Raw genomic sequence first — 21,393 nt, forward strand, 5'->3', positions numbered from 1 at the left:
TCATGCAAAAAATCCTTAACGCCTGTGTCATCGGTGCGGGGCTGATGGGGCATGGCATTGCACAAGTCTTTGCCCTGGCTGGTCACAAGGTCATCCTCCATGACCCTGATCGGGCGATCCTCGACGTTGCTCCCCAACGCATTGCCCACAACCTTGATCAGATGGGGCTCGCCTCCGCATCTGTTCTTGCCAATATCTCTCTAGTTAGCGACTTGAAGGCTGCTGTTGCAGGCGCCGATATCATTATCGAAGCCGCGCCTGAACGGCTTGAACTGAAGCAAAAGCTGTTTGCTGAGGTGGCTGAATTCGCGCCCAGCCATGCGATCTTAGCGAGCAATACATCTGTCATCCCGATCACTGCAATTGGCGAACTGCTCGAAATGGATGCACGGGCTCGCCTGGTTGGAACGCACTGGTGGAATCCCCCCCATCTTGTCCCTCTTGTCGAAGTCGTACGCACCGAGTACACCTCCGCACAGGTATTTGACTCTACTTTTGAGCTTCTTCAGAGCCTGGGCAAGTCCCCCGTAAAAGTAAACCGCGATGTCGCAGGCTTTATCGGCAATCGGCTTCAGCACGCGATGTGGAGAGAGGCAATCTCGCTAGTTTCTCAAGGCGTCTGCGATGCGCAAACCATCGATACCGTAGTTAAGCAAAGCTTCGGTATGCGCATGCCATTCCTCGGCCCAATGGAAAACGCTGATCTGGTAGGGCTTCAGCTCACCCAGCTAGTACACCATGTAATCTTTCCTGATTTGTGCAACGACCAAGCACCTAATCCCCTACTGGAAACGCTCCTTTCCCAAGGTCGTGAGGGGATGCGCACGGGCCAAGGACTTCGTTCCTGGACTCCGGAGCAAGCCGACCAGGTTCGTATGCAGTTGGCGTTGCGACTCATTGAGTCCATCAATACGCCTGCCCTTAAAACGCTAGTGGTTGAGTCCGTATGATGACCAATAAGAATCGCAAGATCATCATCACCTGTGCTGTAACAGGTGCTATGCACACTCCGACCCTGTCGGAATATCTGCCAATCACGCCGGAGCAGATTGCTCAGCAGGCGATTGAGGCCGTTGAGGCCGGGGCCTCCATTGTGCATCTGCATGCTCGCGACCCGATTGATGGCCGGCCCTCGCCAGACCCTGCATTGTTCGATCAATTTGTTCCCGAAATCGCGCGTCAGACCGGCGCGGTGATCAACATTACTACCGGTGGCAGTACCCGTATGTCGTTGCAGGAGCGACTGGCCTACCCACTGCGTGCACGACCCGAGATGTGCTCGCTGAATATGGGCTCCATGAATTTCTCCATTCATCCCATCGCACGCAAAATCGACCATTGGCAGCATGAATGGGAAAAGCCTTATGTCGAAGGCATGGAGGATTTGATTTTTCGAAACACCTTTAAGGACATCAAGCACATTATGCAGGACTTGGGTGAGTCCGGAACCCGGTTCGAGCTGGAGTGCTATGACGTTGGCCACCTGTACAACCTTGCGTATTTCGTCGAAGAAGGGCTGATCAAACCGCCATTCTTTATTCAGTCCATATACGGCATTCTGGGCGGCCTCGGCCCCGACCCAGAAAACCTGGCCATGATCCGGGGTGTTGCTGACCGCCTGTTTGGTCGTAGCAGCTATGAGTTCTCGATCTTGGGAGCAGGTCGCCATCAGATGTCACTGTTGACCGTCGGCGCGATTATGGGCGGTCATGTTCGTGTTGGCTTGGAAGACAGTATTTATCTGGAAAAAGGCGTGAAGGCCAAGACCAACGCTGAGCAAGTCAGGAAAATCCGTCGGATCCTCGAAGAGCTGTCGTACGAGATCGCAACCCCTGATGAAGCACGTCAGATTCTGGGCTTGAAAGGGGCCAGCAACGTGGGTTTCTAAGCCTGCGGTCGCGACTGTGTACGTTCCACGCTGGAAGCATTGGGGACTATGGTTAGAGTCCTTGAGTGTTTCCAACTACCTAAAACAATAATAATTATCGCGAGGATTGACCATGGCAAATCTCGGATCACTTTTGGGAGTTTCCCCAGACCTTCATTCGTTGGATGAAAGCCTCAAGGCCGAAAACTCTGTTTACCGAAAAATCACCTACCGTCTCGTTCCACTGCTGTTCTTGGCTTATCTACTGGCCTTCCTTGACCGAATCAATGTCGGTTACGCCAAGCTGCAAATGAGTACTGACCTTGGCTTTTCCGAAGCCGTCTATGGGCTCGGCGCAGGAATTTTCTTCATCAGCTACCTGCTGTTCGAGGTGCCTAGTAACCTGTGGCTTGAGCGCATCGGAGTTCGAATCACCATGCTCCGGATCATGGTGCTCTGGGGATTGGTGTCAGCATCTACGATGCTGGTAAAGACGCCTGAGCAGTTTTATCTTGTCAGGCTCTTGCTGGGTATCTGCGAAGCCGGTTTCTTTCCAGGCATCATTCTGTACCTCACCTACTGGTTTCCAAGCACTCGACGCGGGAAGGTTACAGGCCAATTCATGTTTGCCATCCCGGTAGCAGGTATCATCGGCGGCCCGATTTCGGGTTGGATCATGTCATCGATGAATGGGGTGCACGAACTGGAGGGCTGGCAATGGATGTTCCTGATCGAAGGGCTGCCGACCATAGTGATCGGATGTCTCTGCTACTTGTTGTTAGCCAATCGTCCAGCAGATGCAAAATGGCTGAGCGCCGACGAAAAGCAGATTGTCATCAAAGCGATGGCAAGAGATACCGATCCATCTAGTGCTAATGGTCATGTCGGAGTGTTGACCAAGCTGCGTCTGGCCCTGAGTGATATCAAGGTCTGGCTGCTCGCGTTCATTTACTTTACAACCGCATGCGCGAATTACACCTTCACGTTTTGGATGCCTACGATCATCAAAGGGCTGGGTGTAACAGAGGTTTCCCACATCGGGGTTCTGTCAGCAATCCCCTACATCTTTGCTGCCTTAGGTGTGTTGTTCATCTCGGCCAGTTCGGATCGGCGGAGGGAGCGTCGATGGCATGTTGGCGGCTCATTGATACTTGGCGCAATCGGCCTCGCCATTACGCCTTTTTTGAATAACTCGCTGGTGGCAACCCTCGCGGTCTTGAGTATTGTTGGCTTTTTTCAGTTCGGTGCCGGCATCGCCTATTGGGCGATACCCTCTACGTATTTGAACAATGCGACTGCGGCGGTAGGGATCAGTCTAGTCAGTTCGATTGGCGTTATCGGTGGCTTCGTCAGCCCTGCTTTGCTCGGCTTTATTAAGGATCTGACAGGCAGCTTGGATAACGGCATATACACTATCGCACTGCTCATGCTCGCAGGCGGCTTAGCTATATTGCTTGCATTGCCTCCAACCGCTGTCAGGGTGGGACATCGTTGATCGCTCAAACTCCTGCGCCCGGCTGATGCTTGGCCAACGGTGCACACCACCGAGCTCTATTGGCAACCTTGAAATTTTCGATCATTTCAAGACTAAGCATGAAAGGCTTTCGTATGAAAATCATAGATATTGCGGGCCCACCACTCTCTATATTCATAGAGGTCGTAGAGGAAGGCGACTGTATTGCCATTGTCGGCAACCGACGGCCTTCCTTGAAGAGAAGTTCTACGGCTGCCTCAACTTCTGGCGAGGTGCTGCACGGGGTGAGCATCCATTCGGAGATGTCAGTCGACTTGGACGGCGAGATTGAGGCATTATTCAATTCGCTGAAGTGACTTTGCTGGTAACCCAGCTTAGCTTGCCCATCGAGGGTGGGCTTCAGTGATTAGCCGATCGCTTTCGCGATATCGGTCTTTGGTGGCTGGCCGTGTACACCCAATAATAATAGAATGATATTTTAAGATTTAAATAGACGTGACTGTAATGAGCTTGATCGTCAATGTGATCGGGAGCTACCTGAGCGCTGGTATATCTCCGTATTATTGTCAAGTGATCCATTACGCTACATGATGCAGTGGCTCCCTCACCGCCGTGGCTGTGCGTAACCAGTCGTTTACAAGGCTGGACAAATTACCCTCTCGGCATCTGAGGGTCGCCAATTGCGGCAGTACGCATAACAGCAGTATCGAGTGACATCAAAGATTGAGCACAACACATACCTGCTCCTCCGAGCTCAATTGATCGACTAACGAAAGCGCTCGTCCTCCTCGGACATCAAGAGCGTAGTAGCCTGTTTTTAAGATGGATTTTCCCGTTTAAGACGGCTGATCCGGGCGTCCAGCTCTGAATTTTCTGCTGTTTGGGTGTCAGCGCTTTGCTGGTCGGTGTGGCACCGCCTCGTTCCTGCTAGAGATGGTTGACCCAACGTCGCAGGGCCGATTCTACCAACCCGAGCGACTGGGCTGCATTAGTGTGGCTGTAGCCCTGGTCAAGCACCAGGCCGGCAGCTTCGCGCTTGAATTCAGGGGTGATGGTACGTCTTTGTCTGCTCATCAAACACCTCTATGTGGCGATCATTTTTGCCTAAAAAGGTGCCCGGGGTTAGTAGACCACTACATTGCCGCGCTCATCCAGGCGGCAATCATGGTGAACAAAATCAGTTTCAGGCTCATCCGTTCCCCCTGTGTTTCATGCATCTTTTTGGCCAGCCTCATGGCTCACCTGAGATTTGTCCTGTGCTGATTTTGGAGCGATCAGTGTGGAGCAGGTTCATCGTTTATCGGCGCTGGACGATGGGTTGCTGGGCTCTTGCGGGCGATCACGGATGGCGGAGGCCTACTCGGACATTGCGGATCTTCGATGAAGCCGCGCCCCTCGCAACACGTTCAATCTTCCCGAAAATAGAAGCGGTCGCAGCACGGCAAACATATAGAGTGAAGATCGAGAAGTGTTCCTTCTGCCAAAGGTCAACGTAAACCGCCATGTTCTCCTGCTCCAATGCCACCTGAGACGCGTCCAGCACACCTCGATAGACGTCCGGATCATCAATACGGACACTCCACTTGCCGTTGATCATGCGAGCCGTTTCCACCAGCGTCAGGCGTTGACCCACGTGAGTGTGGATGTAGCGATCGCGCAGTACACCATAAGGCGCATACGTTCGAGTCATGAGAGGTACTCGCCGTCCTTCTCCTAAATCTGTGCAAAGGTTTCCATTGGATCAGGTCTGCCGCTTTGACCATGCAAAAAGTACCTGCTCCCACGCAGGCTTCCGACCCGAGCGCCCGCATCGTTGTAAACATCATACTCGGATGCCGGATGCCTCCGCTCCTGAGGCTCCTCCCCGACGAAATGGCTAAATGCGGCCTGTGCCATTTCCACCATGTCGAATCGCTCCAGCGGGTCAATGCCGTTGCATGCCTCCAGCTTGTCGGCGTAGCGCACCAGATAGCGATACTGGGCTCCTAGGTTTTGCTAGGCGGAGCAAGAATCCAGACTCGCCTCCATTGCGCCAGCGCTTTGGCGATCCGGCCCGCATCCATAAAAGCATCCAAAAATAGTACTGTTGTTATATACAGCACAGCTTTTTCGAAGCTTCGCAACCTAACCTTGCGGAGAACCCGAACGGTTGTTGCGGCTAGGCTCATTCGTCGGATTTCCACAGGGAGCTCACTCTTTGATACGCCTTGATTGCGTGGCCACTATGAGCTGATAGCCAGAAGCACAAACTCTGCGGAGTGGACGGGCAGAAGTGATCCGAGGGATTGGGACGCTCGGCGGCGTATCCCACTGACCTGCGGATACAAAAAACCATGCGTACGTCGCTGCACCGAATGTTCAATATAATCAGAAATTTAATAGCACAAAGCCATGTCGTGTCTAAGGAGTCAGCTAAAAATTTACCTCGGGAAATTTGACACCGTTTAATGGTCGTGCTAATCCTTTGATCCTCGATACACTTGAAACCTCATATCTTTTAGTTGTCATGCCAATTTACCCACGAAAGGAAGCAGTGGAATGGATACCAACGGCTGGGATATTGTATTTGCAGCAGATATTGGAGTTATCAATAAGTCACTGCAAAGCAACACAGCATCGTTAATCGAAAATTTCGATTTCAACGAGCAAGGTTATGACGCTAAAGGCACCTTCGGCACCTGGTCTATTGCGGCTGGAGGCTCGGGGAAAAACCTTGCGCTGAATATCGAATTGAAGTCGAGTCTCTTAACGCCACCTGGGCAATCATCGATCGATATTTCAGGGTTAATTGTCCAGCTTGGCGTGGCACTTCAGTTGTTGCCCTCCCCATCTTCACCTGGAGGGCAAACACTAACTTTCAATTTTAAATCTGTTGGCGGCAGTCCGAGCCCGGATAACGGTGTTGTTAGTCCTAACGGCGTGATTGATCCTGATCACAGGCTCACGCCCCTGCAAGAAAGAGTGGTGGCCATTGCCGTTGCCACCTGTCTAGTGAACAATGCTTCCAAAGTTTCCTATGTATTCGCTAACATTACGCCTTCCGGTGCGAATGCTACTCCTTGGCTGATGCCACATCAGTCCTCCTATTGCTATGCGCCGGCGACAGGCGAGGGTGCCTCGCTCGCTATCCTGAGCATGACGTCGGACGGCCCCAGTAACGCTCCTCTCAAGGTCGACCATTCTCTCCTTTGCCAACCCGGCGATGCGGGATTGGCCATCGCACCTTGGATTTTCCTGCGCAATGTGTTCGTGCCAGGTCTCGCAAACGCATGGGGGGTCGCAGCATCGTTGTTTTCCGTAGACAACGTTGGCCATCTTTCCAATAACGGTACCATTGGACTTCCCTCGGTCAGCAAAGCAGGTGAAACCTACTATCCCAAGATCAATTCTCTGACAGCGTCGGTGCAGGCTGATCATGTGGCTCTGAGTGTGTCGGGCAGCTGCGACATGGGGATGAATATCTCAATGACGTTCAACGGTAGTTCGAATATTGGAATTCAGTTTGACCCTATATCACAGAAAATCTCGATGACGGTGTTGGGTACTCCGACGTTTTCAAAAAACGTCGATATTCCTTGGTACGATCATCTTCTGGACATCATATCGGTAGGGGTTGCTGAAATTGTTCTTCAGGTCACTACTAATGTGATCGGAAATGAATTGGGTAACGGTATATCCCAGATGACAGGTGCTTCGAATATATCGAGCGCATCGTCAAATATTGTCAGCTGGGGTGGTCGTGGAGGCTTTTCCCCCAATACGGCAGGGTTGTCGGGTGCCTTGTGGTTGAAAGGGCCTGTTAAATAAGATCAGTTTCGTCTTGTTTGTTGTTTGCATCCTTGATAAACCTTGTATGTGTTTGCATCTTGTATGCGTTGATATCTATTTCAACAGGAGGTTGTTATGGGAAATACATATGTCGATACAAATGGGTGGGACTGTGTGTCCGCAATAAAGTACTCCGATGTCAACAAGGCAATCATCAATCAGAAGTCCTCGCCTACAACTTTCAGTCAGGCAGCTCCAGACGGTCAGGCGGCAGTTTCCGGCACTTTTGGAGACTGGTTGCTGACGCTGGGAGGCGCCGGGAAAAACATCTACATGAGTGTCCCGATCAAGTCGGGCACATTCAAGATGGGGACGGAGGAGATTGCTTTGAACCCCTGCACCGCGACCATCGAGGTACATGCACAGTTTTTACCTCAACCTACTGATACGGCGAAAAAGAATCTGGTGCTCGTGACTGACAGCGCTTCATCACCAGCGGTCACCGTGAGCAGCGTGTTGCCGGCCCAGACCGATTACTTGGCCAATGCGGTATTGAGCCAATTGCTGGGCGCCTGGTTCAACGCGAACCTTCAAGAATTCAACCACGTATTTGCCGTGGCTGACTTCAATGCTCAGCTCGACACCGGGCTTGAATGGCTGACGCCGTCACTCCTGGGATACGCGGTTGCAGAGCCTGAGTTGAACCCTACTCTGGAGAACTCCGTCTTCGGGGTGCTTACGTTAATAGATGGCTCGACGGATACGAGCGGGCTGTCCTTGCAGGTCTCTCCCTTCTCCATCCCGGATAAATCAGACGCAGGGTTTCTGCTATCCCCTCAGGTGTGTCTGACCCACATGATTCTTGCGAGTACGCCGCTGATGTTCAAGGGTATTACCGATACCCCGCCATCGCAGAATTTCAAAATCGACGCGTCGGGCACTCGTATCATCAACACCAACGATCTGACCCTTGTTCCTACGAAGCTGGAAAACGGAAAGGTCGTGACCCCAACAGTGTCAGCCTCTAACTTCACGTTGCAGATTGACACCACGGAACTAGTGATCAACATCAGCGATATGCAGTTCGAGTTCAGCCCTGGCATCAACGTGCATCTCAACTATGAGGGACGACAGACTCTCAACTACGACGCCGAGCACGACATCCTTGGGTTGACCGTGTCCACCCAAAGTGGGTCGGGGTCGGTGGTCGTCAGTGAAGGCTTTCAGATTGCCAATATCGTCTTGGGTGTTGTTGCGATTGTCACCGCCATCGTCGGTGGTGTCGGGGGCGCCATTTCCAAGGCGGCCACGTCTGCAGTCACCAGTGCTACCGAAGCTGCAGTGACCACTGCCGAAGCGGAGGGGGAGGCAGCGACCGCGACCGTGTCGATTCTCAAAGGCATCATTTCTGGTACACCCCAAGAAATGTCTCAGCTGGGCGGTCGATTCGCGATGATTGCCAAGTGCGCGATGCTGGGGTCGTTCTTGACGGGAACGCCCGCCGCCATCATGGGGATCGTCGATGCGGTGGCCAATCTTAAGTACGACGAAATGCCGAAGATCTCTGACTTGACCAATAATGCCATTGGTAAGGCGGTGGTTTGGCCTGCCGGCACGCCTTCGTTCAAGCTCGCGTCCGCTCAACTGAACGGTTCCTGCCAGTTTGGGTTGACCTACTCGGGAGCCTGATCATATGGCCGATCTCTCTTCGACAGATATCGCCAGCACCTTCGGATGGGATACCGTTTTCGGTATCCACATCCGGGAGGTGAATCGCGCGATCATCAAGGCAGGAAGCTCACCAAGCGCATTTAAGGTGGATGATGTTCAGGACGACGTCCACGTGACAGGCACGTTCGACCCGTGGCAGGTGACGACCGGCGGGGATGGAGATCTCATTCGACTGTCGATTCCGATCAGCTCGATGAACCTGACTGTGCCGATGGCGGCCCCTTATTCAGGAGCCGCAACTGCACTGGTCGAGGTGAGGTTGAATTTCCTGCCTCGTCAGACCATCGATACGGCGGTACACGAGCTGCGCGTTAGAACCGACGCGGTCTCACAGCAGTTCCCCGTCGTTTCAGTACTGTCGGTCTCATACAGCCAGGCACCTCCTGAGTTTACTGGCCTGGCGGCGCTGTCCGCTTTGCTGGATACGTGGCTGAACGCCAATCTTGGAGATTTTGAACACGTCTTCGCGACTGTTGATCTCAATCGCACGGCGGACAAGAAGCAATTTCAGTGGCTGCAACCGACTTCTGTGGCATATGCCTACTCCGATGCTACAACACCTGGTGACGGCGTTCTGGGTGTCCTCTGCATGACCCAAGGACGGAGTGCGACAGGGCTTATCCAGCAACTGTCGACCCAGGTCATTCCAGCGAACTTGACCGCCGCATTCTTGATATCCAAAGAGCGGTTATTGAGCAATCTTGTGTTGCCGACGATGCCTCAGGTGTTCGGGGGCAGCAATCTGGCAGATTTCTCATTGGCTGCCGATGGTGAATCTATTTCGACGCTCAGCGATGCGGGCATCCCCTTTACTGTGACTACGACAAAGTCAGATGGCTCGCAGGACAAGACGTCCTCACATCTGCAATCGTTGACGATAACCGTGGAGGCGACTGAGCTGCAGATGTCAGCGGTCACCAAAAGCGATGTGTCACCGGGCATCGAGGCCTATTGTCAAACTCAGAACTTCCTGGGCGTTAAGCTGGTTGACCGTCCTGACGGCGAGCAGACCCTCACGTTCTTTGAGGCCAGGCCATCGATTCAAAACAAATGGAATACCACCTCCGAGGGAATCACGATCGCCGAGGAGGTCTTGGGTGTAATCGCGCTGGTCGCGATGGTGGTGCTTGCGGTCGTGTCCGGAGGCACTGCAATAGCCGCAGCCGCCTTGGTCATTGGCATGGTTTCCGGGGTGGCCGGTGGTGCGATGCTGATCACCACGGCGGTTCTGGAGATGGTCAAGGGAGGGGAGGCGCCGGCTATTACGGACATGGTGCTGGATACCACTGCGCCAATCGTGTGGGCCGACACGGCTGACTTCAAATTGAGCGCTGCAAGGCTTAATGACTCTCTGCAACTGGTCGGGGATCTGAAGGCAGGCGACTAACGTAAACACCCTGGCGACGCGTAGGTTGATGCAAAGAGCCCAAGCCAAGCTCCTTGCTATCAACCTCAGATGAGCGGGCTATTCGCGTAACCGGTTGTCGCCGGGGGAGCACACCTCGGCTTTCATGAGCGCTTGGGCAGAAAAGTGCCATTGCGCAAGCTACGCTCGATGTCTTCTAGGCTGCGCCCGCCGGTCTCGGGAACCAGGAAGAACATGAACACCCATGCCAACGCGTTCAGGCCTGCATATATCCACATGGCGCCGCCGACGCCCAGCCAGTAGTTATGGTCAACGCGGTTCCGATGAGCAACAGATTCGATCCCCAGAGCGTCGCAGCGTGCAGGCCGATGGCTTGGTCTCGGATAGCAATCTCAGCACCTGTCAGCCAGCCAATGACCTGAATGCCGGCGGATTTGAAAATTATGAACACGATCAGGCAACCAATGATCCACCACGCCTGATTGTCACCTGCCAGATTGAAGTGCAGCACGGCACCCAGCACCAGCAGGCTCACCACGACGCTTGGGATCATTTCCAGGCTCAGGGTTCGACGCCCGGTGCGGTCGATGACTATCTTGCCCACGAAAGTCATCACCAGATAGGTCACGGCCACGCCAAGGGCAGACCACAGCGCCGCCGATGCGCCGAAGCCGGCGTTCTTCACGAAGGTGGGGGCGTAATAGATCATTATCTCGATGCCGCTCAGTTGCGCGAACGCGGCGATACCTAAGCCTGCGATGAGCGGCGGGCGTAGGCGCGCGGTTGCTTCACCGGACAACTCGCCCCCTTTCTCTGACTAACGAGGGCAGACAGTTCTATCACCAGGCCACAAAAGTCCTGGCGATGTTGGATGAGGCTGAGGACGCTGTGTCGTCAGCGGCGCCAGAGCCAAGCGGACTGCTTAGAGTGAATGCACCTGTGAGCCTTAAAATCTTGCACCTTGCGCCTGTGTGGGCAGACTTCATGAGGGCCTATCCAAAGATCGAGCTCGAGATCAGCTTGCACGATCGTCTGAGCATCGAGTATTTGGTGAGATTGAAGACGACGCGGAACTCTTTCTCTGCATGAAACTTTGCATGCTTCATACGCAGGGGTTCATCCAACGCACCAGCTTTGAGCTCGTCACTGTAGGTCACTGCATCGCCATTGATGGCGTGTTCCAGGGGCTCGGCAAACGCGCTCATCAGCGCCCACTCCTGGCCGATCAGGATGACGCCATCCTTGCCAAACTCTTCCCATATGCCCTCGCTTTCTTCCGCTCCGAGGTACCAGCAGCTCAGATAATTCTTCTCGCGACCTTTCTGCTGCATGTCCAGCATGAGCTTGTGGATCCCGGTCAGAAGCTCGGGATCCACACCTTCGAAGCCTTGGCAAGGTATTTGGAAAAGCACATGCCCTCAGCCAGCACCGGCGGTCACCTAATCCCAGATACGCAGGCTTATTGATCGAATCTTTTGCTAAATATATGAGTCTTGTTGCCGATGGCCTCCGTACAGGACGCAGAAAGTCTTTGCGTTTGTCCTTCGGAGTTGCACCGTGAATCTACGTTCCCTGAACATCGCGCCCCGCGCGGCCTTGTGTTTCGGCTTGATCACACTGCTGGTCATTGCCCTCGGCGGCTTCGCCTACGTGCAGCTAGGGAAGCTGCGTGGGACCGAACAGGACATCGAAAAGAACTGGCTGGCCAGCGTGCAGACCGCCGACGACATCCAGATCGCGCTGCTCGGCGCGCGCCTGGAGAGCATCCGTCTACTGGCAACTTCGAATCCCCAGGAGCAGGCGGCCGCCGTGCAGCACCTTGAAGACGCCAAGCGCATGCTCAACGAACGCACCGATTTCTACCGCAAGAACCTTATTTCCGACCCTGAAGAAGGGGCCAAATTCGAGGCCGCGGCGGCGCAGATGAAGACCTATCTCGACGGCCTGCAGCGCATCGTCGACCTTGAGGCCACCCAGCATGACCAGGCCGTAACCTTCGCCAACACTGAGCAACGCGACCGTGCCGGGGCTTATCAGGCCAAACTCAATGAGTTGCGCCAGCACAATACCGACGGCGCCGCCGCAGCAGGCGTGACCGCCACTGAGGTGTATGCCCACAGCATCACCATCGTCGACGGCGTGGTACTCGCCGCGCTGGTGCTGACGCTGGTGCTCGCCACCCTGCTGACCCGCAGCATCGTCCAGCCTATGAGCGCCTCGCTGAAGATGGCCGAGGAAATCGCCGACGGCGACCTGCGTCTTGTTCTGGAGGTCAAGGGTAATGACGAATCGGCGCGGCTAATGCGCGCCCTCAACACCATGCAAGGCAACCTGCGCAGCACCATCGGGCAGATCTCCGATGCGTCAGCACAGCTCAGTTCCGCTGCGGTAGAGATGACGTCCATCACCGAGAGCGCCAGCCGCACCCTGGAGCAGCAGAACAGTGAGATCGAGCAGGCCGCCACCGCTGTCAACCAGATGAGCGCCGCCGTCGACGAGGTCGCGCGCAACGCCAACTCCACCTCCGAAGCTGCCAAGGACTCCACCCGCGCGGCCGCCACCGGCAACGAGAAAGTCGGCGAAACCCTGCATGCCATGCGCAGCCTCACCGACCGCGTGGAAATGACCTCCGAACAGGTGCAAGGCCTCGCCGGCCAGGCGCAGGACATCAGCAAGGTGCTGAGCGTGATCCGCGCCATCGCTGAGCAGACCAACCTGCTGGCCTTGAACGCCGCCATCGAAGCGGCCCGGGCGGGTGAGCAAGGCCGAGGCTTCGCCGTGGTGGCCGATGAGGTTCGGGCCCTGGCTCACCGCACGCAAACCTCAACGCTAGAGATCGAACAGATGATTTCAAGCATCCAGGCGGGCACGTCACAGGTGGTGGATTCGATGAGCAGCAGCACGATCGAGGTGCACAACACGCAGCGCACCGCCGACGAAGCCGGGATGTCGCTGAAAGTCATCGCCGACTCGGTGCAACTGATCAATGACCGCAACCAGCAGATCGCCGCCGCCTCGGAAGAGCAGGCCCATGTGGCCCGCGAAGTGGACCGCGCGCTGGTGAGCATCCGCAATCTGGCCCTGCAGAGCAGCGAAGGCACTCAGCAAACCCTGGTCGCCAGCAATGAACTGTCGCAGTTGGCGGTGAACTTGAATCAGATGGTCGCGCGCTTCAAGACCTGAAAGTATCGTTTACCTATTATGGAAAATCCAAAGGCATGTCGCCTGCTCACTTGTGCCTACGATGGGGACGTTGTCGAAACCTGGATATCGAGTAAGCTTGCGCAGATAAAATGCAGGTCGGTGCCGCAGACGACCGAAGTGATGATGCGGACGATGGCGTCGGTGGGCGCTTGGAGACTCAGGTGCGGAACGTTATCGAGCCGGGTGTCATCGACGTTGTGAAAAACCACTACCTTCATCTTAGGCCTCCATTGACTTGTTTAGAGTTGGCAGTTGAGCCGTCGCGAAAGGTGTTGGTTTGATCGGTTTTGCCCCCTAGATGCAAGCGATCAGCCACGATGCGTTCGGAAGACCGAGCTACATGCGCTGCATCTGATCGAAAAGCACCGCCAGTGTGCCTTGATCATCAGCACGATGATCAAGGCCGTGATGGCGAGCAGCACGGTTTGCTCGCGGCTTTTTTCGGCTCAGATTCAAAAAGCAGCGCAGATGCACGGCGACCTGCAGCAGCGCCAATAGCAGCACTGGCGCCAGCAGCACTCGTGGCGACAGCTTTGCCCAGAGCACCAAGGCGGCGGGTCCGGCGGTCAGAACTGTGGCGAGCAGCGCCCCGACGCCTGTCAATAGCCATGTTCGTCGTTCATAAGGTCAATCCTTGTAAGTAAACCACCGCGTAGATAGCCACCCAGATCACATCAAGAAAGTGCCAGAACAAAGCCAGGCACTGAAGCCTGCAATACCAAATTGGACATAATCGACTTGCGATCCATGTTACTTCATACTGGTTATTCAGACAGTTCCATTAAGGGCTAGGCCATATGACCTCTCCGCATCTGATCTGCATGCGTGGCCTTGCCATCGAAGCTCGCCATGTCTAAGCATGCCACCATTCCAGGTAATGATGACTAACCCTCGTCGCACGCTACGCCGCTCTTGATACCCGAACCACTCGCAACGATCCATTAGCCGCGGCCGCCAGGCCGGACGGGGACCGAACCGATGAAACCTGAAAGTCACTCACCTTCTGCCGATGAAGCCGAGGCCCGTCGGCACGCGCAGGAATACCGCGATCTGATTAGATCTGCCACCAGCCGTGATACCCTCGACCAGGCCTTGCTGGGTGCATTGGGATACTTCCAGAGCCTGCTCAACTGCGGTTTGATCCAGGAGCAGACGTGCCACGAACTCAATCAGAAAGCGATGGCCCAAGCCGATGCGCTGCAGGCGGAACTACTCTCGAGCGGTGATTCCGCCGCAGATACTTGAGGGGATTGCCGAGCGCCTAAAGTTCTACCGGGCTCAGTCCCAAAAAGGAAGAGCCGCGAACAGGACTACCGAGCCTTTCACCCGCATCTCGTTGATGGCATACAGCACGATGATGCGTAGCTGATCAGGATTCTGGTATTCCTGAGGGCTCATGGACCGAATCGCCTGAACCCCCAACTTCGTATCGCTCAACATGAGCGTGAACAGTTCCCCCTCTTGGTCGAGTTGGTAGCTGATGGGCGGCTGAAGACGGTTTAGGGCTGCATAGATATCCGGCACAACTGTTCCTATTGACCCATTGATAGAGTGGCTTCACCGTACCATTTGACACATGTCTCAACGCTGAAGATTTGCTCCCTGCCTGGTTCCGACAAAAAAGCCCTCAGAATGAGGGCTTGAAAGAAGCTCTGATAGTCAAAAGTGAGCACCTGTCAGGGTGGCTTTTTAACGTCTAGCTGATACCGTTGGGACCGTCCAGGATCCGGCGGATCCTTTTGGCCAGCTCCGTCGGCACGTACGGTTTGGAAATCACCTCGAAATCATTTCCGCCGGCATCCGTACGCTCAAGCGAGTTTTCCGAGTACCCCGTGGTCAGCAGCACCTTGATCCCAGGCTTGCGGCGCATCGCTTCCCGAGCCAACATAATACCGTTCAGCCCACCAGGCATGATCAGGTCTGTAAACAGCAGGTCGAACTTATATTTTTCCAGCTTTGCCAGTGCCTCTTCGGCGCCCAGCGCGAGCTTGCAGTCGTAGCCATACTCTTCCAGCACGACCTTGGCGAGCTCGGCCACGTCCGGACGATCCTCGACAATTAGAATGCGCTCGTTGCCCGAACGCGCATGGTCGAGCTGCGGACTGATGGCAGAATTAAGCTGGCCATCATCAACCGGAAAATACATGCGCAGCGTGGTTCCAAGACCTTCTTCCGAATAGATGCGAACCGTACCGCCTGATTGTTTCAAGAACCCATAGACCATCGACAGACCCAGTCCCGTACCTTGGCCTTCCTCTTTGGTCGTGAAGAAAGGGTCCATGACCCGGTTGATAATGGCAGGTGGGATGCCACAACCATTGTCGGTAATGGCGACGCTGACATACCGTCCGGGCATCAAATCGTCATACACCATGGCCTCCTGCACATGGATGTTTCGGGTCTCGATCGTCAAAACACGCTTGGCTTTGCCCTTCATCGCGTCACGCGCGTTGATGAAGATATTCAGCAACGCGACCTCGGCTTGGGTCGGGTCTACTCGACAGTTCCACAGATCCTGTTCCAAGTGGTAGTTCAGCTCGGTATCCACCAATGTCCGCTGAGCCATCTCCTCGCAGGTTTTGATCAAACTGTTGAGATTGATCACCCGACCCTGCAAGGTTTGCCTCCGTGAAAAGGCAAGCAGCTGCTGGGTCAACGTGGCCGCCCGCTCCGCGGCCTGACGGGCGCTGGTAGCGTTGCGCTCGATGCGCTGCAGATCCGGTTCGGTCTTTTCGGCGTTGCGCTGAATCATGTCCAGGTAGCCGATCATGACCTGCAGCAAATTATTGAAGTCGTGCGCGATACCGCCCGTGAGCTGCCCCAGAGCCTCCATTTTTTGCGCCTGGCGCAGTTTGTCTTCAGCGTCGCGCCGGCGGCTGACGTCCAGTTGTGACGCGAAGAAATAGATGAGCTCGCCGGAATCGTTGTACACCGGCGAGATGAAGAGGGCGTTCCAGAAGGTGCTGCCGTCTTTCTTGTAGTTGACGACCTCCACCGAAATTTCCTGGCGCGCAGCAATGGCCGCGCGTACCTGGGCAATGATCGAACGGTCTGTCTCCGGTCCCTGTAGGAAGCGGCAATTGCTTCCCACGATCTCCTCGCTTTCATAACCTGTCATGTTGACGAAGGCGTTGTTGGCAAAGATGATCGGATTGTCCGGCAGATTCGGATCGGTCACGATCATGGGCATGCGGGTGGTCTCGACCGCGGCGAAGAAAATGTTGTGGTCCGAGCCACTGATGTCGCCGGTGAACTGGTTACCGACATTGTTGGGGTGAGTCGCCATAGAAAAGGCCTGCGATAGTAGTAGCGATGCCTGTCCGAAGGCTCACCGAGTGATATTGATCAAGGATTCATTTCAAAGGAGCCAGCTGCTAGCATGTGACGTGCAGCTCGTCGATCGTGAACGGTTTAGGTAACCAGAACACCCGATCCCCGTACAGTGAATCTGACTCACTGTGGAAGCCGGAGGCGACCACGACGGGAGTGTTTGGAAATTTTCCATGGACCCGCTGCACCAGGTCCACACCATCGATGTCGCCAGGCATGCGTAAATCAGTAATCAACAGCTTGAGCTCCCCACTGTGAGCATCGATGTAGCGCCAGGCCGCATCGGCGTTTGAGAATGCTCTGACCTTGTAGCCGTACATTTCCAAAATATCGACCATTAACTCGAGAATCTGCTGCTCGTCCTCGACAACGATAATCGAATCCATAACCCTCTTCTCCGCCTGCAGGTTTAATCTGAAGAAAGCCCGCGTATCAGGACCTTGGCCTGATGCGCAATCTGCAGCTGCATACGTTCGACACGCTTGAGCGCGCTCATCCGCTCACTCAGCGCTGCATCCTTGGGCATGGCATCGAATGCATCGCGCGCCACACTCCAGGCTTCCACGGCCTCTTTCAATTCATTTGCCCATCGGTCATGTGTTTGATGAGCGTACAAATTTTTTGTACGTTCGATCTTAGCCCCCTGATTTGCCTCACAAAATTGTGACATTCAGAAGACTGATGATTTCATTTTGAAAAAGACCACACTGGATTTCCCGACGAACGTCGTCTTAAGTACAAGGCTTTGAATACGAATATTGGAGGCAAATATGCCGAGGGCTGGCACGGTTATGACTCGAGAATCAGAAAAATTCGTGGTGCGGTTTCCTGAAGAAATGCGTGAGCTCGTCTCGCAGGTGGCACAGGGAAATCACCGCAGCATGAACTCCGAGATCGTCATCCGCTTGGACCAGTCTGGTTCAGGACGGGATGCTGAATAACGCCTTCATGAAGCTGAACGAAGCCGAGTTGTCCCTCAACGAACGCGAGCTGCTGATGCAGTTTCGCCTGCTGACCCAACGTCAGCAAAATGCTCTGATTGCGCTGATCGAACTCGATACACGTCAGGCCCCCCGAACCCCTTAGCCTGCAGGCTACCTTGAGCATCAGGACACAGCGAAATCTGGTAAGCCCAACGCTTGCAGGGCTCAGTCATTGGACGTCAGCTCTTGGCATATCGCCTCAAGCTGGTCTATTGAATAGGGCTTGGGTAACCGAAACACCCGGTGATCCAGGTTCGTTAATTCGCGGCCATACCCAGAAGTCAGTAACACCGGGATCTCAGGGAGCAACAGGTGTAGCTTGTGAATCAGCTGCAGGCCGGTCGGCTCCCCTGCCAGTTCCACATCCGTGATCAGCAGGTAGGCATAGAAGCCGCGCTGACAGATTTAATCCCAAACGGATCCGGCCTTGTCGAACGTTCGCACGTCATACCCAGCCATGACCAAAATCTCTTCTATGAGCATGGGAAGATCCTGCTCTTCCTCAACAAGGATGATCAAACTCATAACCTGGCCCTTTTGAGTAAGTATGTAATACGACGGATTGCAGCCATATCTCCTTGAATGGACAGGGATTGAATGACTTTCGAGCAATCGGCGCGACGGGTGGAAAAACCGGGCCAAAAAAAAACCTGGGGGTAGGCGGGGGCGCTGAAGATTTGGAGCAGATACCGCTGCGTGTCGACTGCAACGGTAATGTACTGACCCACATGGAACACGAATGCTCAATTTTTTCTGAGCCTTGTGCAAACGTTATTGGCCGGGAATGACCGTCAGCAGCATTTTTAAAAATGCAGCATCCACTGATCGCGCTCGAGCGTGGCGAACATCCGACACAAGCTGTGAAGCTCAAAGCTATCAATCGTTTTGACGGTCTGTCATAGCTATAAGAGCAGCAGAGTGGGTGCGCTCAAAGGACAAGGGCGTAACTGTAGCGTACCCATTCAAAACACCGAACGTCTCAGTCCCCGCGTCGTCCTGATTATCCGTCCGAGCGAGATTGAGCCAAAAATACTCCTGATTCCGCGGGTCGCGTCGAGCATGGACTTCGCCGTCGTTGAGTCTGCCACGCCCTTGCGCAGTGAACGATATTCCTCTGAACTTACCGGGCGAACACGCCGGCAGGTTGATATTCAGGCAACAATTTCGAGCCCAAGGAGCCTCGCATGCCTCCATGAGAACAGAGGGACCGGTGCTCAAGGCCGTGTCCCACATAACTGGCGTTTGCGGTGAGATGGCTTGGCTGATTGCGATGGAGGGGACCTCAAGTAGCATGCCAGACATGGCTGCTCCGACAGTGCCGGAGAAAATGGTTTCAATGCCGATGTTTGCCCCCCTATTGATGCCGGAAAGAATCAAGGACGGTCGCCGACTCATCAGGTGTTTCACCGCGAGGATCACACAGTCGCCTGGTGTGCCGCGGACAGCGAAACGGCGCTCACCCAGCTCTTCCACCCTTAGAGGCTCGTGGATGCTAGTGGCGTGAGAAACGCCGCTCTGATCATGAGCCGGCGCCACTACCCAGACCTCTCGAGATAACTCGGTAGCGATTTTTTCCAAAACGCTCAGACCGGGCGCATGGATACCATCATCGTTCGTGAGCAGAACACAATCGAACAGGGGGTTTTTGCTTGGCATCTTGACCTCTCAGTGGCAACCCTCTGGACGGCGGCCTTCTATGAGATTAGGCTATCAGAATATAGCTATTTGGTAGTAGGTAAATGATGAATGACGTCACAGGTTTTCGTACCAATCTGACGCGGCTATCGAGGCGGTTGAGACAAAAAGGGCACAACGACCCTGAATCCTGGACGCGAATGCTCGTCATCAGCGCTATCGACCGACTTGGGTTTGAAGCCACCCCAACTGCAATTGCTACTCAGGAGGGGTTGCGATCGTCAAATCTGGCGGCAGTCCTGCGCACGTTGGAAACAGCCACTTTGATAAGTCGGACCCCGGATCTGCAGGACGGTCGAGTTACTCGGTTGGTACTAACGCCTGCTGGCCATCAGCTTCTCGCCAAGAGCCGACATGATCGAGACCAATGGCTCACTCAAGCCATGGAAGATGTCCTGACCCCCTATGAGCGCCAAGCCCTGATACAAGTATCAGAACTTCTTGGACGATTAGCTGAGAGTCCCAAGAGGTAGTGTTGAATCCTTATAGCAAGGGTGTCAGATGCGAAAATATCGGCTAGGCATAGAAATGGATTGGACTTGCCCCTACCAAACCAGACACCAACTCCCCGTTAAATTGATGCTGCTGCCAAACGCCTAAATTCTCGCGGCGACCGATATTTCAAGGCGCTGTGAGGATGCTGCTCGTTGTAATGCTCGAAGGCAATCGTCAAATTGCGCAGCGCGGTTTCTCGATCCGGTTTAGGCATGTGCGCCACGTAATCACGCTTGATCGTCTTCACGAAGCTCTCTGCCATGCCGTTACTTTGCGGGCTGCGTACCGGTGTGGTCACCGGCTGCAAGCCGATATGGCGAGCAAACAGACGCGTCTGCTCGGCGATATAGGCCGAACCGTTATCGCTCAACCATTGGACGGGCGTGCTCGGTAGTTGATCGCCAAATCGCTTCTCCACGCTTTCCAGCATCAAGTCTCGGATGTCGTCACCGCTGTAGCCCGTCGGGCTGGCGACCCAGCTGATGGCTTCGCGGTCACAGCAGTCCAGGGCAAAAGTCACGCTCAACTTCGCACCGTCGTCGCAGCGAAACTCGAAGCCGTCCGAGCACCAGCGCGTATCGCTGGTAGTAACGGCAATTCGGCCTTCATGCCGGCGTTGCACGCCAGGTTGCTTGATGCGTCGTTCCAGCAATAGATTGTGGTCGCGCATGACACGGTAAACCCGTTTCACATTGATCGGGGCCAATAACTGGACTTCACGCTCGCGGCGCAACAAGCCCCAAACACGACGGTAGCCATAGCTCGGCAACTCGCTGACTTGCCGCTTAATCTCAGCGACCAACTCCGTATCGTTCACGAGCCGACGTCGCCGTACTTTGGGCGATACCGATTGCTTGATCCGAACCGTTAATTGCGAGCGCGACACACCGAGACATTCGCTGACCAGTTTCACTGGTCGTCCCCCGGCAACAAGGGTGAGTGCGCAATCCATTTTCGCGACCGGGCGATCTCCACGGCCTCTTTGAGGACTTCGGCTTCCATCGTCTTCTTGCCCAGCATCCGTTGTAATTCGCGGATCTGCTTGAGCGCGTCGGTCAGTTCCGACGCAGGTACAACGGCCTCGCCAGCACTGACCGCCGACAAGCTTCCGTCCTGATACAGCTTGCGCCACAGGAACAGCTGGTTGGCGTTGATGCCGTTGCGTCGAGCCACCACGGACACACTTTGTCCGGGTTCAAGGCTCTCGCGAACCATGGCCAACTTCTGCTCGGTACTCCAGCGGCGCCGGCGTTCCTGGCCGAGCAACTCGCCACCCTTATCGTTGCTGTTAGTCATATACATACCCGTTTGCCTATCCCTTATCTTAAGGGGGGAACGGTGTCCTGTCTTTCATGGGGCTCGTTCATGGATGGTGCTCTGACACAAACGGACAGCTATCTCAAAACGGAAGAGGCCCGGTTCGGGCAAGCGTTGTCTTTTTCCCACGCTGCCCCACGATCCGGGAGTCGCGAAGCTCTCC

21 protein-coding genes and 4 pseudogenes are annotated in these 21,393 nt (G+C 54.8%); 12 read left to right on the forward strand and 13 right to left on the reverse strand.

Annotated features, from left to right (window positions below):
- Nucleotides 1-2 precede the first annotated feature (2 nt).
- The 3 genes from LCH65_RS10555 to LCH65_RS10565 all read left to right on the forward strand — a co-directional run bounded on the left by LCH65_RS10555 (nt 3) and on the right by LCH65_RS10565 (nt 3,362).
- Nucleotides 3-950 (forward strand): 3-hydroxyacyl-CoA dehydrogenase family protein, encoded by a 948-nt coding sequence (locus LCH65_RS10555; RefSeq protein ID WP_226439413.1) that lies wholly within the window; start codon nt 3-5, stop codon nt 948-950.
- Entirely contained in the window at nt 950-1,888 is a 939-nt protein-coding gene (locus LCH65_RS10560) for a 3-keto-5-aminohexanoate cleavage protein (RefSeq protein WP_226439466.1), read from the forward strand. Before LCH65_RS10555 ends, LCH65_RS10560 begins: the two co-directional genes overlap by 1 nt.
- Before the next feature lie 112 nt (nt 1,889-2,000).
- Nucleotides 2,001-3,362: an MFS transporter gene (locus LCH65_RS10565; RefSeq protein ID WP_226439414.1), complete on the forward strand. Its 1,362-nt coding sequence runs from the start codon at nt 2,001-2,003 to the stop codon at nt 3,360-3,362.
- Nucleotides 3,363-4,120: 758 nt separating this feature from the next.
- Here the strand turns inward: LCH65_RS10565 and LCH65_RS10570 are convergent.
- Both LCH65_RS10570 and LCH65_RS10575 read right to left on the reverse strand, forming a co-directional pair.
- Nucleotides 4,121-4,415: pseudogene (locus tag LCH65_RS10570) on the reverse strand (transposase); the annotation flags it as partial.
- Between the two features lie 265 nt (nt 4,416-4,680).
- On the reverse strand, nt 4,681-5,031 hold the full coding sequence (locus LCH65_RS10575; protein WP_226439415.1) for a hypothetical protein: 351 nt from the start codon (nt 5,029-5,031) through the stop codon (nt 4,681-4,683).
- Nucleotides 5,032-5,879: 848 nt separating this feature from the next.
- Here LCH65_RS10575 and LCH65_RS10580 point away from each other — a divergent pair.
- From LCH65_RS10580 to LCH65_RS10590, 3 genes are all read left to right on the forward strand, one after another.
- On the forward strand, nt 5,880-7,148 hold the full coding sequence (locus LCH65_RS10580) for a TULIP family P47-like protein (RefSeq protein WP_226439416.1): 1,269 nt from the start codon (nt 5,880-5,882) through the stop codon (nt 7,146-7,148).
- 96 nt (nt 7,149-7,244) lie between these two features.
- Nucleotides 7,245-8,798, forward strand: coding sequence for a TULIP family P47-like protein (locus tag LCH65_RS10585; RefSeq protein WP_226439417.1), 1,554 nt, complete (start codon nt 7,245-7,247; stop codon nt 8,796-8,798).
- Between the two features lie 4 nt (nt 8,799-8,802).
- Entirely contained in the window at nt 8,803-10,227 is a 1,425-nt protein-coding gene (locus LCH65_RS10590) for a TULIP family P47-like protein (protein WP_226439418.1), read from the forward strand.
- 235 nt (nt 10,228-10,462) lie between these two features.
- On the opposite strand, the gene LCH65_RS10595 is transcribed toward LCH65_RS10590, so the two are convergent.
- On the reverse strand, nt 10,463-11,005 hold the full coding sequence (locus tag LCH65_RS10595) for an MFS transporter (RefSeq protein ID WP_260523822.1): 543 nt from the start codon (nt 11,003-11,005) through the stop codon (nt 10,463-10,465).
- On the opposite strand from LCH65_RS10595, the pseudogene LCH65_RS10600 reads away from it, so the two are divergent.
- A pseudogene (locus LCH65_RS10600) lies at nt 10,978-11,241 on the forward strand (LysR family transcriptional regulator); the annotation flags it as partial. The gene LCH65_RS10595 and the pseudogene LCH65_RS10600 overlap by 28 nt on opposite strands.
- On the opposite strand, the gene LCH65_RS10605 reads toward LCH65_RS10600, so the two are convergent.
- Nucleotides 11,199-11,582, reverse strand: a complete 384-nt coding sequence (locus LCH65_RS10605) for a hypothetical protein (protein ID WP_226439419.1) — start codon at nt 11,580-11,582, stop codon at nt 11,199-11,201. The pseudogene LCH65_RS10600 and the gene LCH65_RS10605 overlap by 43 nt on opposite strands.
- A 181-nt stretch (nt 11,583-11,763) precedes the next feature.
- Between LCH65_RS10605 and LCH65_RS10610 the strand changes: the two genes are divergently transcribed.
- Nucleotides 11,764-13,389, forward strand: coding sequence for a methyl-accepting chemotaxis protein (locus tag LCH65_RS10610; RefSeq protein ID WP_226439420.1), 1,626 nt, complete (start codon nt 11,764-11,766; stop codon nt 13,387-13,389).
- Nucleotides 13,390-13,445: 56 nt separating this feature from the next.
- Here the strand turns inward: LCH65_RS10610 and LCH65_RS10615 are convergent, their stop codons facing one another.
- The 3 genes and pseudogenes from LCH65_RS10615 to LCH65_RS10625 form a co-directional block, all read right to left on the reverse strand.
- Nucleotides 13,446-13,628, reverse strand: coding sequence for a hypothetical protein (locus LCH65_RS10615; protein ID WP_226439421.1), 183 nt, complete (start codon nt 13,626-13,628; stop codon nt 13,446-13,448).
- A gap of 118 nt (nt 13,629-13,746) precedes the next feature.
- Nucleotides 13,747-14,013: a cytochrome C oxidase subunit IV family protein gene (locus LCH65_RS10620; protein ID WP_226439422.1), complete on the reverse strand. Its 267-nt coding sequence runs from the start codon at nt 14,011-14,013 to the stop codon at nt 13,747-13,749.
- 16 nt (nt 14,014-14,029) lie between these two features.
- Nucleotides 14,030-14,122, reverse strand: a pseudogene (locus tag LCH65_RS10625) (cytochrome o ubiquinol oxidase subunit III); the annotation flags it as partial.
- A gap of 266 nt (nt 14,123-14,388) precedes the next feature.
- Between LCH65_RS10625 and LCH65_RS10630 the strand changes: the two are divergent.
- On the forward strand, nt 14,389-14,655 hold the full coding sequence (locus LCH65_RS10630; RefSeq protein WP_226439423.1) for a hypothetical protein: 267 nt from the start codon (nt 14,389-14,391) through the stop codon (nt 14,653-14,655).
- Nucleotides 14,656-14,688: 33 nt separating this feature from the next.
- Here the strand turns inward: LCH65_RS10630 and LCH65_RS10635 are convergent, their stop codons facing one another.
- From LCH65_RS10635 to LCH65_RS10650, 4 genes are all read right to left on the reverse strand, one after another.
- Complete coding sequence (locus LCH65_RS10635) at nt 14,689-14,934, reverse strand: hypothetical protein (RefSeq protein ID WP_226439424.1); 246 nt, start codon at nt 14,932-14,934, stop codon at nt 14,689-14,691.
- A 172-nt stretch (nt 14,935-15,106) separates the two neighbouring features.
- Entirely contained in the window at nt 15,107-16,696 is a 1,590-nt protein-coding gene (locus LCH65_RS10640; protein WP_226439425.1) for a histidine kinase famiy protein, read from the reverse strand.
- 88 nt (nt 16,697-16,784) lie between these two features.
- On the reverse strand, nt 16,785-17,126 hold the full coding sequence (locus tag LCH65_RS10645) for a response regulator (RefSeq protein ID WP_226439426.1): 342 nt from the start codon (nt 17,124-17,126) through the stop codon (nt 16,785-16,787).
- Between the two features lie 23 nt (nt 17,127-17,149).
- Complete coding sequence (locus tag LCH65_RS10650) at nt 17,150-17,305, reverse strand: hypothetical protein (RefSeq protein ID WP_226439427.1); 156 nt, start codon at nt 17,303-17,305, stop codon at nt 17,150-17,152.
- 205 nt (nt 17,306-17,510) lie between these two features.
- On the opposite strand from LCH65_RS10650, the pseudogene LCH65_RS10655 reads away from it, so the two are divergent.
- Both LCH65_RS10655 and LCH65_RS10660 read left to right on the forward strand, forming a co-directional pair.
- Nucleotides 17,511-17,826 (forward strand): annotated as a pseudogene (locus tag LCH65_RS10655) (Arc family DNA-binding protein).
- Between the two features lie 218 nt (nt 17,827-18,044).
- Complete coding sequence (locus tag LCH65_RS10660) at nt 18,045-18,305, forward strand: hypothetical protein (RefSeq protein ID WP_226439428.1); 261 nt, start codon at nt 18,045-18,047, stop codon at nt 18,303-18,305.
- A 294-nt stretch (nt 18,306-18,599) separates the two neighbouring features.
- On the opposite strand, the gene surE is transcribed toward LCH65_RS10660, so the two are convergent.
- On the reverse strand, nt 18,600-19,379 hold the full coding sequence (gene surE / locus LCH65_RS10665; RefSeq protein ID WP_226439429.1) for a 5'/3'-nucleotidase SurE: 780 nt from the start codon (nt 19,377-19,379) through the stop codon (nt 18,600-18,602).
- A gap of 179 nt (nt 19,380-19,558) precedes the next feature.
- On the opposite strand from surE, the gene LCH65_RS10670 reads away from it, so the two are divergent.
- Nucleotides 19,559-19,891: a MarR family transcriptional regulator gene (locus LCH65_RS10670; RefSeq protein ID WP_226439467.1), complete on the forward strand. Its 333-nt coding sequence runs from the start codon at nt 19,559-19,561 to the stop codon at nt 19,889-19,891.
- Nucleotides 19,892-19,989: 98 nt separating this feature from the next.
- Here LCH65_RS10670 and LCH65_RS10675 read toward each other — a convergent pair.
- A protein-coding gene (locus LCH65_RS10675; protein ID WP_226439430.1) for an IS3 family transposase occupies nt 19,990-21,209 on the reverse strand; the annotation gives its coding sequence in 2 pieces (ribosomal slippage) (nt 19,990-20,864 and nt 20,864-21,209; 1,221 coding nt in all).
- Nucleotides 21,210-21,393: the final 184 nt, after the last annotated feature.

The organism is Pseudomonas sp. MWU16-30316, from assembly GCF_020515645.1.
GTDB classification, from domain to species: Bacteria; Pseudomonadota; Gammaproteobacteria; order Pseudomonadales; family Pseudomonadaceae; genus Aquipseudomonas; species Aquipseudomonas cerasi.